This window comes from Demequina subtropica, from assembly GCF_000971235.1.
Classification (GTDB): Bacteria; Actinomycetota; Actinomycetes; order Actinomycetales; family Demequinaceae; genus Demequina; species Demequina subtropica.
Map to the genome: position 1 here is coordinate 32111 of NZ_BBMB01000006.1, position 15833 is coordinate 47943.

A 15833-nucleotide genomic window follows, 5' to 3' on the forward strand; every position below is an offset into this window, starting at 1 on the left:
CGTCGCGTCGGACGGGGGCACTCTACTTCTTCTTGCCCTTGTCCGAGCCGTCGTCCGACGTGGACAGCGCGGCGATGAAGGCCTCCGGCGGCACCTCGACCGAGCCGATGTTCTTCATGCGCTTCTTTCCGGCCTTCTGCTTCTCGAGCAGCTTGCGCTTGCGCGAGATGTCGCCGCCGTAGCACTTGGCGAGCACGTCCTTGCGGATCGCGCGGATGGTCTCGCGCGCGATGACCCGCGAGCCGATGGCGGCCTGGACCGGGATCTCGAACTGCTGGCGGTCGATCAGGTTCTTGAGCTTGCCGACCATCATGACGCCGTAGCTGTACGCCTTGTCCTTGTGGACCACGGCGGAGAACGCATCGACCTGCTCGCCCTGAAGCAGGATGTCGACCTTCACGAGGTCCGCGGCCTGATCGCCGGCGGGCTCGTAGTCGAGCGATCCGTAGCCGCGCGTGCGCGACTTGAGCTGGTCGAAGAAGTCGAAGACGACCTCAGCGAGCGGCAGCGTGTAGTGCATCTCGACGCGCGTGTCGCTGAGGTAGTTCATGGTGCCCATGAGGCCGCGGCGCTCCTGGCACAGCTCCATGACCGTGCCGATGAACTCGCTCGGCACCAGGATCGAGGCCTTGACCACGGGCTCGCGGACCTCGGAGATCTTGCCTCCGGGGAACTCGGACGGGTTGGTGACGGTGACGACCTTGCCGTCCTCCATGTGGACCTCGTACACCACGTTCGGCGCGGTCGAGATGAGGTCGAGGCCGAACTCGCGCTCGAGGCGGTCGCGCACGATCTCGAGGTGGAGCAGGCCCAGGTAGCCGCAACGGAAGCCGAAGCCGAGCGCGACCGAGCTCTCCGGCTCGTAGACCAGCGACGCGTCGTTGAGCTGCAGCTTGTCGAGCGCGTCGCGCAGGATCGGGAAGTCCGAGCCGTCGACGGGGAACAGGCCCGAGTAGACCATCGGCTTGGGGTCGCGGTAGCCGCCGAGCGAGGTCTCCGCGCGGCGGTTCGCGAGCGTGACGGTGTCGCCGACCTTGGACTGGCGCACGTCCTTCACGCCCGTGATGAGGTAGCCGACCTCTCCCACGCCGAGGCCCTTGGTGGGCACCGGCTCGGGGCTGATGACGCCGATCTCCAGGAGGTCGTGCGTCGCGAGCGTCGACATCATCGCGATCTTCTCGCGCGACTTGAGCGAGCCGTCCACCACGCGGACGTAGGTGACCACGCCGCGGTAGGTGTCGTAGACCGAGTCGAAGATCATGGCGCGCGTGGGCGCGTCCGCGTCGCCGACCGGCGGCGGGATGTCGCGCACCACGCGGTCGAGCAGCTCGGGCACGCCGGCGCCCGTCTTGCCCGAGACCCGCAGGACGTCCTCGACCTCGCAGCCGATGAGCTGCGCGAGCTCCGCCGCATAGCGGTCGGGGTCCGCCGAGGGCAGGTCGATCTTGTTGAGCACCGGGATGATCGTGAGGTCGTTCTCCATCGCGAGGTACAGGTTCGCGAGAGTCTGCGCCTCGATGCCCTGCGCGGCATCGACCAGCAGGATCGCGCCCTCGCAGGCCGCGAGCGAGCGGGACACCTCGTAGGTGAAGTCCACGTGCCCCGGGGTGTCGATCATGTTGAGCGCGTGCGGCTCCCCGTCGACGGCCCACGGCATGCGCACGGCCTGCGACTTGATGGTGATGCCGCGCTCCCGCTCGATGTCCATGCGGTCGAGGTACTGCGCCTTCATCTGACGCGGCTCCACCACACCGGTGAGCTGGAGCATGCGGTCCGCGAGCGTCGACTTGCCGTGGTCGATGTGCGCGATGATGCAGAAGTTGCGGATGAGCGCCGGCTGGGTCGAGGCGGGCTCGATGCGGGGATCTGCGGACACGGTGATGACGGTTCCTCGGGTTCTGGCGACAGGGGTGCAGGCCATTGTCCCACGAGCAGGGGCGGGACCGGGGCGACCACATGAAGACTTCAGCAATCGCTGACAGCGCCGATACTAAGGGCAGACCGGTATGTCCGGATGCGGCGAGCACGTGTGGGAAGGGGGGCCATGTCGGACTCTGCGCTGTTCCGCCCCGCCTTCGACGGCTCCCCCATCGGCATGGTCGTGCTCGGCGCCGACGGCTCGCTGCTCGACGTCAACGGCGCGTTCGCGCGCATCGTGGGGCGCACCGTCGCCGGCCTCCGCACGTACCGGCTGCGCGACCTCACCCACCCGGACGACATCCCTCGCGACGAGGAGCTGCGATGGCAGCTGGACAACGGCGAGCTCCCGTACTTCCAGGCGCAGACGCGGCTCGTGCATCGCAACGGCGACTCCGTATGGACGCGCATGACGGTGTCGCCCGTCACGGGTGAGGACGGGGTGCAGCGCTACCTCGCGCACGTCGAGGACATCACGGAGATCCGCCGCGCCAAGGACCTGCTCGAGCGCCGCGCGCTCTACGACCACCTCACGGGCCTCGCGAACCGCACTTTGCTGCTCGACCGCCTCGAGGCCGCTCTCGAGGCGCGCCGCACCGACGCCCACACCGTCGCGTGCGTGTTCCTCGACGTCGACCACTTCAAGGTGGTCAACGACTCGCTGGGCCACGAGGCCGGGGACCTGCTGCTCCAGGAGATCGCGCGCCGGATCAAGGGCGCCGTGCGGCCCGGCGACACCGTGGCCCGTCTGGGCGGCGACGAGTTCGTGGTGATCCTCGAGTCCATCCCCACGCAGGCGGCGGCCGAGGCCTTCCTCACGGTGCTCGCGGCGGACATCCAGGTGCCGTTCACGCTCAGCGGGCACGAGGTGGTGCCGACCGTCTCGGTGGGCCTCGCCCTCGCGGAGCCCGACATCACGGCCGAGAGCCTGGTCCGCAACGCCGACACCGCGATGTACGCGGCCAAGCAGCGCGGCCGCGCGCGCGTCGAGGTGTTCACGAGCGAGCTGCGGTCGCACGCCCTCAACAAGCTGTCCATCGAGGCGGAGCTGCGCACCGCGATCCGCGAGGGCGAGCTGGTGGTCCACTACCAGCCGATCGTGCGGCTCGACACCGCCGAGGTGGTCGCCTACGAGGCGCTCGTGCGCTGGAACCATCCGAACCGCGGGCTCCTGCTGCCGGACGAGTTCATCAGCATCTGCGAGGAGGCGAACCTGGTGGTCCCGCTCGGGGCCTTCGTCATCACGGAGGCGTGCGAGTTCATCGCGTCGCATCCCGAGTTCACCGGCCGCGTGTTCGTCAACGTCTCGACCCGGCAGATCGGCGGCGCCGACCTCACCCGCGTGGTGACGGCCGCGCTCGACGCGACCGGCATCGACCCCGGACGGCTGGGCCTCGAGATCACCGAGTCCGGCATGCTCATCGCGACCCAGGCCGCACGCTCGGACCTCGACGGCCTGACCGCGCTGGGGATCGACCTCATCATCGACGACTTCGGCACCGGCTACTCGGCGCTCAGCTCCGTGCTCCTCAACCCCGTGTCGGGCATCAAGCTCGCGCGCGAGTTCACGCTGCGCCTGGGCGACCGCGGCACCGGCGACCGCATCTCGACCACGGTGGCCACGCTCACGCGCAGCCTCGGCATGTCGGGCGTGATCGAGGGCGTCGAGTCCGAGGCTCAGCGCGCGATCGCGCGCGCGCACGGCTGGCAGCTGGGCCAGGGCTTCCTGTTCGGCCACGCGCGCCCGGCGCACGAGCTCGACCTGGGCGACGCCACCGCCATGGCGGGCGGCCTCTAACGCCCGGTACCGTCGGCACGGTGAGCTCCTTCGTCGACCTGCTGCGGCGCATCGTCCGCGCGATCCGCTCCACGCCGCACCCCGCCGCGTCGCGCGGCACCGCAACCGCCTACCCGGGCGACTTCACGGGCCGCCCGCGGATCAGCTACTCCCCCGCGCGCGGCGGCGCGCCCGAGCCCGGCGAGGTCGTCTGGACGTGGGTGCCGTTCGAGGAGGACCACTCGCAGGGCAAGGACCGCCCCGTGCTGCTCGTCGGGCGCGAGGGGCGATGGCTGCTCGGCCTCATGCTGACGAGCAAGGACCACGACCTCGACGCGGCCCAGGAGGCCCGGTGGGGACGCTACTGGATGGACATCGGCGCCGGTCCGTGGGATTCTCGTGGACGCCCGAGCGAGGTGCGCCTCGATCGGATCGTGCGCGTGGATCCTGCAGGGGTTCGGCGCGAGGGTGCGATCCTCGACCGCGCGACCTTCGACAAGGTCGCCGGTTCGCTCAAGGACCACCACGCCTGATATGCTGTCCGTTCGTGTGTGAGCGCGCCTGCTCGCGCCCCACCCATAAGTTTTCACCTGAAATGTAGAAGGATCGCTGTGGCTAACATCAAGTCGAAGATCAAGCGCATCGGCACCAACGAGAAGTCGCGCCTGCGCAACGTCGCCGTCAAGTCCGAGCTCAAGACCAACGTCCGCAAGGTGCGCGAGGCCATCGCCGCCGGCGACAAGGCAACCGCCGAGACCGCCCTCAAGACCGCCTCCGTCAAGCTCGACAAGGCCGTGTCGAAGGGTGTCATCCACAAGAACCAGGCCGCGAACCGCAAGTCGGCGCTGGCCAAGCAGGTCGCCGCTCTCTGACGACCGCCCGCTCGCACGCCCCGCATCGCTCACGCGATCGGGGCGTTCGTGCTTTCTAGGGCAAACATGGATAGTCTGCACACCGTGAACTTTCACACCCAGCCGCGCCTGTGGCATCCGCCGCACCATCACGAGGGGGCGTCGCGCGCCCTCGTGGCGCGCCAGGGCATCTTCACGCGCGTCGGCGAGGCCCGCGGTCACGAGCTGCTCTACCGGGCCCCGGGCGGCACGCCGCTGCCGGTCGACCGCTGGTGTGCCGACGACCAGGACCGCGCGACCGAGCACGTCCTCGCCGCGGCCTTCTGGCGTCATCCCGACATCACCTCCCCGCTGCCGGCCTTCGTCAACTTCACGGGCAGCTACCTGGTCACGCGAGACGTCGCGCGGCACTGCGACCCGTCGCGCGTGGTGATCGAGGTGGTCGAGTCGACCGACGCCACCGCGTCCGTGGTCGAGCGCATCGCCGAGCTCAAGGCACAGGGCTTCCGCGTCGCTCTCGACGACTTCGTCGGGACCTCGTCGCAGCGGCGGATGCTCCCGCTCGCCGACTACGTCAAGATCGACTGGCGCGACCTGCTCCACCTGGGGGCCGACCTCGTCACGTCCGCCCGCCGCTACGGCGCCACGCTGATCGCCGAGCGCGTCGAGGACGGAGCCATCCTCGACTCCTGCACACGCGCAGGCTTCGACCTGTTCCAGGGGTGGCACTTCGAGGCCGCGGTCACGTTGGACCGCGGCGAGCACGATCCCGAGCCCGCGCTGGTCTGAGCCGGCCGCGCTGCGCTACGAGGCGAGCTCCGCGACGGTCCGCACCGCGCGCTCGAGCGCGAAGCCGGGCGCGCGCGACGCACCCTTGATCTCCGCGTCGGCCTGCGCGACCGCCTGCACCGCGAGCGCGAGCGAGTCGGCGTCCCAGCGACGCAGGTCGCGACGCGCGCGATCCTCCTGCCACGGCTGGATGCCGAGCTCCTTGAGGCTCACGCCCCGGCCGCGCGCGGCGCCGACCTTGATGAGCGTGCGGAGCTTCGAGGCGAGCGCCGCGATGAGAGGGACCGGATCGGTGCCCGTCGACAGCGCGTGCCGGACCAGGGCGATCGCGTCCGAGGTGCGGCCCGCGATCGCCGCGTCCGCGACGGAGAACCCCGTCGCGTTGACGCGCGTGCCGTAGTAGCGCGTCACCACCTCCTCGTCGATGGGGCCGTCCACGTCGCTCATCAGCTGCGCGCACGCGGCGGCGAGCTCGGCGACGTCCTCGCCGATCGCGTCCACCAGCGCCCGGACGGCCCGCGCCTGCGTCGGGCGGCCGCCGCGCTCGAACTCGCCCGTCGCGAAGTCGACGAGCTCCGCGTCCTTCTTGATCGCCGGGCACGTGTACTCCGGCGTGCCACCCTTGCGCAGGGTGTCGAGCAGTCTCTTGCCGCGCACGCCGCCGCCGTGCTGGAGGACCACCACGCAGTCGGGGTCCGGGCGCTCCACGTACGCGAGCGCGTCCTGGAGGAAGTCGTCGTTCATCGACTCGAGCGACTCGACCACCACGAGCCCGGGCTCCGCGAACAGCGAGGGGCTGGTCGCGCCCGCGAGACCGCCCTTGGAGTACGCGGCGGCGTCGAGGCGCGTCACCTCGATCTCCCCCGCCGCCCGCATGCGTGCGGCGATGCGCTCGATCGCGCGGGAGGCGAGGAGCTTCTCGGGCCCCGAGACGAGCACGATCGGCGCGGGCGCCGCACGATGCCACGTCGCCTGAGGTGCCTGCCGTGCGGACTGTCGCGCTGCCATGCGCACTAGCGTGCCACGGGGTCCCGACAGCTCCTGACCAGCACGGGCGCGCCGTCGCGCTCGCCGAGCACCACGTCGCCGCACAGATCCGTCCGCAGGACCACGGCGCCGTTCTCACCGTAGAGCGCGAGCGCCTCCGGCGAGGGATGGCCGTAGTCGTTGCCCTCCCCCACCGACACGAGCACGACCGGCGCCGCGATCGCCCGGACGAGCGCCGGATCCTGCGTGGCTGAGCCGTGGTGCGCGGCCTTCACCACGTCGACGCCCGCGAACGTCGCGGTGCGCACGAGCCTGTGCTGCGCGTCCCGCTCGACGTCCCCGAGCGCCACCGTCACGAGCCCGTCCGCCGCGATCCGCACCACGGTCGACGAGTCGTTGACCTCGGTGCCGTCCCTCCCTCGCGGCGGCGGCCCCGACTGCAGCGCCTCGACCGTCACCGAACCTTGCGCCCAGGCGAGCCCGGCGGCAGGCTCGTCTCCAGGCACGTCGGCGAGCGCGGCCCGCGTGGCGACCGAGGGGCTCGGCGGGGGCCACGCGCGCGTCACCTCGACGGCGTCGAGTACCGCCCCGAGCCCGCCCGTGTGGTCCGCGTGCTCATGCGTGAGGATCAGCAGGTCGACGCGCGACACCCCGATCCGGTCGAGGCACGTCGCGGCCGCGTCGCCGACGGACCCCACGTCGACCATCACCACGGCGCCGCCACCGTGCACCACGAGCGCGTCGCCCTGCCCCACATCGCAGGCCACCACCGTCCACCCTCCGATCGCGCCGCCGAGCCGCTCGGGGAGCCACCGCGCGGGCGCATGCGCCGCCGCGGTCGCGACGAGAGCGAGGACCGCCGCCGCCCGCCTGCCGCGGGTCGAGCGCGCGGTCCACACCAGGGCCGCGCACGCCAGCGCGCCGAGCACGATGCCGCGCACCCCCGTCGCGGACGGCCAGCCTCCGCCCGGGACGAGCGAGAAGGCGCGCGCCGCGACCACCACGGGCCACGCGCACCAGGCGGCGGCTGACGCCAGCGCCGCGGCGACCGCCGGCACGGGGACGGCGAGCACCAGCGCGAGCGCGCCGAGCAGCGTCACGGGGACCGCGAACGGCGCCGCTGCCGCGTTGGCCGCGACGGCCCACGGCCCCACGGAGGCGTCGACCGCGGCCAGCACGGGCAGGCAGGCCGCCTGCGCGGCCAGCGTGACGGCAGCGGCGTCGGCCAGGGGCGCCGCGACCCGACGTCGCAGGCGTGCCGCGAGCGCGGGCGCGAGCTGGGTGATCGCGGCCACGGCGGCCACGGACAGGGCGAGGCCCGCGTCGCGCGCCAGCTCGGGTCGCAGCAGGATGAGGGCGATGACGGCCGCGGAGAGCGCGGGCATGGGCTGTCCCCGCCGACCGGCGACGAGCGCGCCCGCCCCGATGCCCGCCATCGCGAGCGCGCGCAGCACCGAGCCGCCGCCAGTGACCGCGAGGGCGAACGCGCCGCATGCGGACACCGTGACCGCCGCGACCACGAGCGGCGCCGCACGCATCCGCCGCAGCGAGGCCCCGATCGCGGCCGCGAGGATCGCGAAGTGGGCGCCGGAGACCGCCGTCAGGTGCGCGAGCCCGGCCGTGCGCATCTGCCCGACCACCTCCTGCGGGATGCGCGAGGTGTCGCCCAGCACCATCCCGGCGACCACCGCGCCGGCCGTTCCCCTGCCGTCGAGGATCCCGAGGAACCGGGTGCGCGCCGTCTCGAGCGCCGCACGCCAGCCTGTCGGCGGCGTGGAGCCGACCATCTCCCCCGCGAGCAGGGCGTCGACGCTGCCGGGGCCCGCCGGCGCCACGACCCCCGTCGCACGCGCGTGCGCACCTCGTACCGGTGCGCCGTCCGCGTCGGTCACCACCACCACGAGGCCGCCCGCGGACCGCCACGGCTCGCCCGCCGGGCGCCACGCCTCGACCGTGATGCGCACGGCCACGCGCGGCTCTGACGACGCCGATGCGACGGCCCTGACCTCGGTGACGCCGCCCGCGATCGCTTGAGCACGGCCCTCGTGCGCAGGGATCCACGCGCGCGCCTCGACCGCCGCCGAGGTGCTGAGCGCCGCGGCCGTCGCACCGACCGCGGCGAGCGCGAGGAGGGGCGCCACGCCCTCCCTCGCGGTCCCGCACCGGACCCGGCGGGCCATCGCGACGCCCGCGACCACGCAGCACCCCAACGCCACCGACGCGGCGGCCCTCCCGCCTGCGTGCCACGCCGTCAGCGAGACCGCCCACACCGCGCACGCGGTGGGCACGAGACGCAGGTCGCCCCACCCGTCGCTCACGGGATGGCCAGCTCGGCGATGCCGGCCACGAGCGCGGGTCCCACGCCCGAGACGCGCGCGAGGTCGTCAAGCGTGAGGAACGGACCGTTGGCCTCCCTGTCGGCGACGATGCGCGCCGCGAGCACCGGGCCGATTCCGGGCAACGTCTCGAGGGCGGCCGCGTCGGCGGAGCTGAGGCTCACGGGTGCGCCCTCCGCGCCGCCGCCCGCCGCCGGCGCCCCGTCCTCGCCGAGCGCCGCGACGATGATGTGCTCGCCGTCGATCACGGGCCGCGCAAGGTTGACCGAGGACTCGTCCGCCTCGGGCGCGAGCCCGCCCGCGCCCGCGACCGCGTCGACCACGCGGCCGCCCGCGGCCACCGAGACGAGGCCGGGCTCCGCCACGGCACCGCTGACGTGCACCACGGCGAGCGGCTCCGCCGGAGCCGTCGCAGCGACCTCAGGCGTGGCTCCCGGGGACGCCGCCGCGCCCGGCGACGCCGTGGGCACGAGCGCGGTCACCTCGGCGCCCCGCAGCCCCCACCACGCCAGCACCCCGAGCAGCGCGAGGACGGCCGCGGCCGTGGCTGCGGTGCGCGCGTCGAGGCGCCAGCGCGTCGGACGGGGCTCGGGCGGCTCGGTCCCGTGGCTCGCGGCGTAGGCGGTCGCGGCCGCCCGTCGCACCCCCTCGGACCATCGTGCGCGCACGTCCTCAGGCGACGATGCGCGCACGTCTTCAGGCGACGAAGCGCGCACGTCCTCAGGCGACGAAGCGCGCACGTCCTCGGGCGACGATGCGCGCGTGCCGGGCGAGGGATCCATGCAGGCACGCTAGGCCTCGGGCCGCGCAGGGACGCGACGCAGCCGACGCCCTGGGGAACCCCTCACACCGCGGACGGCACGGGCACATCGGTTCCCGGCGCCCGGGCCCCGGCCGATCAGCCGGGCAGGTCGGAGACGACCGCGGAGAGCGTCCCGGGTCCCGCGTGCGCGGCGAGCACCGCGCTCACCTGGCCGATCACCACCGGCGCGACCTGCGGGTGCCGCGACTCGATCTCGCGAGCCATCGCGACCGCCGCATCGTCCACCCCGACTCCCATGACCGCGACCGCGGGACGGGAGCAGCGCGCCACCGCCTCATCGACCGTGGCGTGCAGCGCGGCGCGCGCGCGGGCGAGGCTGCGCACGCGCGACGCGACGATCACCTCGCCGTCGACCACCTCGAGCACGGGCCGGATCCCGAGCACCTTCCCCACCGCGGCGACCGCAGGGCCGATCCTGCCGCCCCGACGCAGGTGGTCGAGCGACTCGACCGAGAAGACGCAGCGGGCCGTGGCGGCCGCGGTGCGCGCCGCGTCGGCGACGCGTTCCACGGTGCCGCCCGCGAGCGCGGCCTGGGCCGCGGCGATCGCCGCGAACCCCATCGCCATCGCGACGGTGCGGGTGTCGACCACCTCGACGCGGACGAGCGAGCGCGCCGCGGCGGCGCGCGCCGCCTCCGCCGTCCCCGACAGCGTGCCCGCGAGGGTCAGCAGGACGATGCCCTCGGCGCCGTCCGCGACGGCCGCGGAGATCGCCGTGTCGAACGCCACCGGCGTGGGCTGCGACGTGGTGAGGGCCTCCCCCGCGCGCAGCCGCGCCACCACGTCATCGTGCCCGATGCCGATGCCCTCGGCCCACGACTCGTCGCCGACCATCACCTGGAGCGGGACCACGGCGATCCCCCACCGCGCGGCAAGCGCGGGTGGCAGGGATGCCGCGGAGTCGGCGATGACGGCGACGGTCATGGCGTCACCTTAGCGAGGCCTCGCCCCGCGGTGGTCACGCCGTGACGATGTTGACCAGGCGCGGCGCCTTCACGATGACGGTGCGGATGCCCTTGTCGCCGATGGCGCGCTTGGCGCCGTCGGTGGCGAGCGCGAGCTCGCGGAGCTCGTCCTGGCCGATGCCGGGGGTCACCTCGAGACGGTCGCGCACCTTGCCCATGACCTGGACGATGCACGTGACCGTGTCCTCGACCAGCAGCGACTCGTCGACGGCCGGGTAGGTGGCGAGAGCGACGTCCTCGTGCCCGAGCATCGCCCACATGTCCTCGGCCGCGTACGGCGCGAACAGGCTCAGCAGGATGGAGACCACCTCGGCCGCCTCGCGCACGGCGGGGTCGGCCGGGCCGGCGCCGCTGTCGATGACCTTGCGCGTCGCGTTGACCAGCTCCATGGTGCGGGCGACCACCACGTTGAACTTGAAGCCCTCGACCAGCTCCTGGGAGTCGTGCAGCGTGCGGTGCGTGATCGCGCGCAGCGCCGCGTCGCCCGTGGACGGGTCGACCCCCGGCTCGGACGTGACGTCGCGGGCCAGGCGCCACGCGCGGGCGAGAAACTTGGCCGAGCCGGCGGGCGAGACGTCCGCCCAGTCGATGTCGTCCTCCGGCGGGCCCGCGAAGGCCATGGTGAGGCGCACCGCGTCGACGCCGAACTCGTCGAGCTGCTCCGACAGGCGCACCAGGTTGCCGCGCGACTTCGACATCGCGGAGCCGTCCATCTGCACCATGCCCTGGTTGAGCAGCGCGGAGAACGGCTCGTCGAAGTCGAGCATCCCCATGTCGCGCAGCGCCTTGGTGAAGAAGCGCGAGTACAGCAGGTGCAGGATCGCGTGGGTGACGCCACCGACGTACTGGTCGACGGGCGCCCAGCGCTTCGCGTCGAGCACATCGAACGGGCCGTCGGTCTTGGCCGGGTCGAGGTAGCGCAGGAAGTACCACGACGAGTCCACGAAGGTGTCCATGGTGTCGGTGTCGCGCAGGGCCGCGCCGCCGCACGACGGGCACGTCGTGTTGACCCAGTCCGTCGCCGCCGCGAGGGGCGACTGGCCCTTGGGCTTCAGATCGAGGCCCTCGGCGTCGGGCAGCGTGACGGGCAGCTGGTCGTCGGGGACGGGGACCTCGCCGCAGGCCTCGCAGTGGACGATCGGGATGGGCGTGCCCCAGTACCGCTGGCGGGAGATCAGCCAGTCGCGCAGGCGGTAGTTCGTCGCCGCGTCGCCGGTGCCTGCCGCGGAGAGCTCCGCGGTGATGGCCGCGATCGCCTCGTTCTTCGCCATGCCGTTCAGCGAGCCCGAGTTGACGAGCGTGCCGTCGCCCGCGGCGGCGATGCCGGTCTCGGCCGGGTCGCCGTAGGCCTGCCCGTTCTCGTCGGTGCAGTCGAGGACCACGCGGACGGGCAGGTCCATCGCGCGGGCGAAGTCGAGGTCGCGCTGGTCGTGCGCGGGCACGGCCATGATCGCGCCGTGGCCGTAGTCCGCGAGCACGTAGTCGGAGGCCCAGATGGGCAGGCGCTCGCCGTTGACGGGGTTGATGCCGTAGCGCTGCAGGAACACGCCCGTCTTGGGACGGTCGGTCGCGAGGCGGTCGATCTCGTTCTCGCCCTTGACCTTCTCGACGTAGGTCGCGAACTCGGCCTGGGTCGCCTCATCGGCGCCAGTCGCGAGCTCGGCGGCCAGGTCGGAGTCCGCCGCCACGACCATGAAGGTCGCGCCGTGCAGGGTGTCCGGGCGGGTCGTGTAGATGGTGATGGGCTCGTCGCGGCCCTCGATCTCGAAGGTCACGTCGGCGCCCTTCGAGCGGCCGATCCAGTTGCGCTGCATCGCGATGACCTTGTCGGGCCAGCTGCCGCGCAGGGTCTCGAGGCCGTCGAGCAGCTCATCGGCGTACTCGGTGACCTTGAAGTACCACTGGTTGAGCTTCTTCTTGGTGACCGGGGTGTCGCAGCGCTCGCACAGGCCGCCCACGACCTGCTCGTTCGCCAGCACCGTCTGGTCCTTGGGGCACCAGTTGACGTTCGAGTGCTTGCGGTACGCGAGGCCGCGCTCGAACATGCGCGTGAAGATCCACTGGTTCCAGCGGTAGTAGTCCGGGCGGTGCGTCATGAGCACGCGGTCCCAGTCGAACGAGCACGCGTAGCGCTTCATCGACGTGAGCTGCTGCGCGATGTTGTCCTCGGTCCAGCCGGCCGGGTCCACGCCGCGCTTGATCGCGGCGTTCTCGGCGGGCAGGCCGAACGAGTCCCAGCCGATCGGGTGGAGGACGTTGAAGCCCTTCTGCACCCAATGGCGCGAGATGACGTCGCCGAGCGCGTACGCCTCGGCGTGGCCCATGTGCAGGTCGCCGGAGGGGTACGGGAACATGTCGAGCACGTACTTGGTGGGGCGCGCATCGTCCTCGCGGCCCGAGCGGAAGGGCTGGCGCTCCTCCCACACGGGGAGCCACCGGTCCTCGATGGATCGGAAGTCGTAGCGGGCAGCCTCGGTCTCAAACGTCTCGGTCACCCGAGGATTCTACCGAGGGACGATGCGGGGCACGTCCGCGCGCGCGTGGCGCCTCCCGAGCGCATGGTTCCCGATGTGACGTGGGTCACGTTCTCTCCACTCGGGGCTTGATCCGTGGGAGAAATGTGCCGATATCTCCCCTACGCGGGGAATCCGTGCCCGCCGCACCGCAGGAGGACCCCCGATGCGACCCGTCACCCCCGTCCCCGCCCGCCGACTCATCCCCCTCGCGAGCCTCGTCGCGCTCGTCACGGTCATCGCGACCACCGCCGTGCCGTCCCCACCCGCAGACGCCGCGACCAGCGCCGTCACGTCGGTGCTCGACCGCACCAACTCGTATCGGGCGTCCAAGGGACTCGCGAAGCTCCGCCTGCATCCGGTCATCGAAGACGTCGCGGTCGACTGGAGCAGCGTGATGCGCTCGAAGCGCTCGCTCGCGCACAACCCCCGCGTGGGCGTCGAGATGCCCGACGGGGCGCGCGCGAGCGGGGAGAACGTGGGCTACGCGTGCGGCTATGGTGGCGTCCAGCACAACGCGAACGCCGTGATGAGCGCATGGCTTCAGTCGTCGGGCCACCGCGCGAATATCCTCGGCAAGTACACCGACATCGGCATCGGCATCACCTACGACTCCGTGCGCGACTGCGTGTGGGCCACTCAGGACTTCGGCCGCTACACGACTCGCGCGACCGCCGTTCCGCTGTACAAGTTCACCGAGGCGCCGCGCGGGCGCATCTTCGGCACCCCGGCGGTGGGCCGCACGCTCACCGCGGCGCACGGCGACTGGAGCCCCAACCCCGACCGGTACCTCTACCGCTGGTACCGCGACGGTGTGCGCATCGTCGGAGCCACGGACCGGCGCTACACCGTGACCAAGGCCGACAAGGGCCACACGATCACGCTGCGGATCTACGGCCAGCGCGACGGCTATCAAACCACCATCCGTGGCGCGCGGGTGAGCGTCTCCTGACGCGCCCGAGCCTTCCGCAGCCTCCCGTGGCACCATGGACAGGGAGTCGCCAACCGCGGAGGGAGGCCGCCGATGGAGTCCGCTCGACCCGAGGGTCTCGCTCGCCGCGTCACCCTCGGCCTGGGAACCGCGGCGCTCGGCCTCGCCCTCGCGACGACGACGGGCACGGGAGCGTCGGCCGCCGAGGCCTCCCCGGCCCCCTCGCCTACCCAGGAGTCCGCCGGCGCGGAGACGGACGCTCAGGACGCGGCGATCGCCGAGGCCGCTGCGCCGGAGCCCGCAGCCGAGCCCGAGCCGACCGCGGAGCCCGAACCCGCCGCGACCACCGAGCCTGAGCCCACGATCGCCCCGGAGCCCGAGCCCGCACCGACGACGACCGCGACTCCGGACCCCTCCCCCGCCTCCGAGCCTTCGCCGCAGGCCTCGCCGAAGCCGAGAGCATCCGCGGAGCCGGACCCCGCGACGACACCCGCGCCCGCACCCGCCGAGGCGCCCGCCGCATCGTCCGGTACGGGACCGGCCGCGGCTCCCCCGGCGCCCGCGCTCGCGCCGTACGACCCGACCGAAGCCGCGCTCATGGCCACGGGCCCCGCGCCGCTCGATCCGACGCGCTTCTCCGACGTCTCGGGCACCCTGGGCGCCGCGGACTACACGGCCTTCGCGGCGGACATCGTGTGGCTCGGGCGCGAGGGCATCGCGGCCGGCACGCCGGACGACGACGGCGACGTCGCCTTCGCCCCCGACGCGACCCTCACGCGAGGCGAGTTCGCGGCGTACCTCTACCGGCTCGCCGGCTCCCCCGCAGACGAGGTGCCCGCGGTGAGCGTCTTCGCCGACGCCCAGCCCGAGGACACGGAGTACGCGGCGCAGATCGCGTGGGTCGGGGCCCGGGGAATCGCCGCGGGCTTCACCGAGGGCGGCACCCGCGAGTTCCATCCGGACGCGCTGCTCACGCGCGGCACCGCGGCGCTCATGCTCCACCGCTATGCCGGCCTGCCTGCCGCGCGCCACTCCGACCCGTACGTCGACCTCGAGGCGGGCACCACCCTGGACGATGCTGCGGCCTGGCTCGCGAGCCGCGTCGCGGCGATCGGCTGGGAGGGCGACGAGGGCCGCGAGTTCCGGGCCGACGAGCCCCTCACCAAGGGCGCGGTGGCGGCGATGCTCCACCTCGCGGTCGAGGCGGGCGTGACGTCCACCGCACCGGGCGACCGCATGCGGCTCGTCACCCCGGTGACGGTGGTGGTCGACGGCGCGGCCACCCTCAACCTGCGTGCGGGCCCGTCGCTCGAGGCCGAGGTGGTCGCGTGGGCGTCGCAGGACGACGAGCTCGAGACCACGGGCGCGGTGACGGGCGACGGCTGGGTGCAGGTCCTCGACGACGACGGCCCGCTGTGGGCCTCGCTCGACTACCTCGCGCGGGACACGTCCGTCGCGCCGGATCTCTCGACCGCGGGCACCACGGTCGCGGCGCTCTCCGGCGTCTACGCGAACGGCGCGATCCCGGCCTCGGCGCTGTGCGCGCTGCCCTGGAACGGCGCGGCGCTGCTCGAGTGCGGCGCGGCCGCCGACCTCGAGCGTCTCGACGCGGCCTTCCACGAGCGGTTCGGCATCCACGTCCCGGTGGGCTCGGGGTACCGCGATCTCGCAGGTCAGTACGCGGCCCGCGCGAGCAAGGGATGGTTGGCGGCGACCCCTGGGACGTCGAACCACGGCTGGGGCGAGGCGATCGACCTCGACGAGTCCGGGCTGCCGGGCGGCTACGGCGGGGCCGCCTACACGTGGCTCGTCTCGCAGGCGCCCGCCTACGGATGGCACCTCCCTGCGTGGGCGGGCCCCGGCGGCGCGAAGCCCGAGCCCTGGCACCTCGAGCACGTGGCCGGGGACGCCGAGCAAGCCGCCGAGGACCCGGCCGGCGCGTAG

Annotated in this window: 12 protein-coding genes; 6 read left to right on the forward strand and 6 right to left on the reverse strand. The window is 73.0% G+C overall.

Translation table 11 applies throughout. The features are described 5' to 3' along the window. Nucleotides 1-22 precede the first annotated feature (22 nt). Nucleotides 23-1921, reverse strand: a complete 1899-nt coding sequence (gene lepA / locus AOM06_RS06140) for a translation elongation factor 4 (RefSeq protein ID WP_062303876.1) — start codon at nucleotides 1919-1921, stop codon at nucleotides 23-25. A 123-nt stretch (nucleotides 1922-2044) separates the two neighbouring features. Between lepA and AOM06_RS06145 the strand changes: the two genes are divergently transcribed. From AOM06_RS06145 to AOM06_RS06160, 4 genes are all read left to right on the forward strand, one after another. Beyond that, nucleotides 2045-3715, forward strand: a complete 1671-nt coding sequence (locus AOM06_RS06145) for a putative bifunctional diguanylate cyclase/phosphodiesterase (RefSeq protein ID WP_062303877.1) — start codon at nucleotides 2045-2047, stop codon at nucleotides 3713-3715. Nucleotides 3716-3735: 20 nt separating this feature from the next. After that, nucleotides 3736-4227, forward strand: a complete 492-nt coding sequence (locus AOM06_RS06150; protein WP_062303878.1) for a type II toxin-antitoxin system PemK/MazF family toxin — start codon at nucleotides 3736-3738, stop codon at nucleotides 4225-4227. A 78-nt stretch (nucleotides 4228-4305) separates the two neighbouring features. Continuing rightward, nucleotides 4306-4566, forward strand: coding sequence for a 30S ribosomal protein S20 (gene rpsT / locus AOM06_RS06155; protein ID WP_042212820.1), 261 nt, complete (start codon nucleotides 4306-4308; stop codon nucleotides 4564-4566). An 84-nt stretch (nucleotides 4567-4650) separates the two neighbouring features. Next, nucleotides 4651-5334 carry an EAL domain-containing protein gene (locus tag AOM06_RS06160; RefSeq protein WP_062303879.1) on the forward strand — a complete coding sequence of 228 codons (684 nt, stop codon included), beginning with the start codon at nucleotides 4651-4653 and terminating at the stop codon, nucleotides 5332-5334. A gap of 15 nt (nucleotides 5335-5349) precedes the next feature. Here the strand turns inward: AOM06_RS06160 and holA are convergent, their stop codons facing one another. The 5 genes from holA to leuS all read right to left on the reverse strand — a co-directional run bounded on the left by holA (nucleotide 5350) and on the right by leuS (nucleotide 12940). Continuing rightward, entirely contained in the window at nucleotides 5350-6342 is a 993-nt protein-coding gene (gene holA / locus AOM06_RS06165) for a DNA polymerase III subunit delta (RefSeq protein WP_062303880.1), read from the reverse strand. 5 nt (nucleotides 6343-6347) lie between these two features. After that, nucleotides 6348-8639 carry a ComEC/Rec2 family competence protein gene (locus AOM06_RS06170; RefSeq protein ID WP_062303881.1) on the reverse strand — a complete coding sequence of 764 codons (2292 nt, stop codon included), beginning with the start codon at nucleotides 8637-8639 and terminating at the stop codon, nucleotides 6348-6350. Continuing rightward, on the reverse strand, nucleotides 8636-9439 hold the full coding sequence (locus tag AOM06_RS06175) for a ComEA family DNA-binding protein (protein ID WP_062303882.1): 804 nt from the start codon (nucleotides 9437-9439) through the stop codon (nucleotides 8636-8638). Before AOM06_RS06175 ends, AOM06_RS06170 begins: the two co-directional genes overlap by 4 nt. 116 nt (nucleotides 9440-9555) lie before the next feature. Continuing rightward, on the reverse strand, nucleotides 9556-10404 hold the full coding sequence (locus AOM06_RS06180; protein WP_062303883.1) for a DegV family protein: 849 nt from the start codon (nucleotides 10402-10404) through the stop codon (nucleotides 9556-9558). 34 nt (nucleotides 10405-10438) lie between these two features. Continuing rightward, the gene (gene leuS / locus AOM06_RS06185; protein WP_062303884.1) at nucleotides 10439-12940 is read right to left on the reverse strand and encodes a leucine--tRNA ligase; all 2502 of its coding nucleotides are present in this window, start codon (nucleotides 12938-12940) and stop codon (nucleotides 10439-10441) included. Nucleotides 12941-13124: 184 nt separating this feature from the next. Between leuS and AOM06_RS06190 the strand changes: the two genes are divergently transcribed. Next, on the forward strand, nucleotides 13125-13910 hold the full coding sequence (locus tag AOM06_RS06190; protein ID WP_062303885.1) for a CAP domain-containing protein: 786 nt from the start codon (nucleotides 13125-13127) through the stop codon (nucleotides 13908-13910). A 72-nt stretch (nucleotides 13911-13982) separates the two neighbouring features. Beyond that, complete coding sequence (locus tag AOM06_RS06195) at nucleotides 13983-15833, forward strand: D-alanyl-D-alanine carboxypeptidase family protein (protein ID WP_062303886.1); 1851 nt, start codon at nucleotides 13983-13985, stop codon at nucleotides 15831-15833.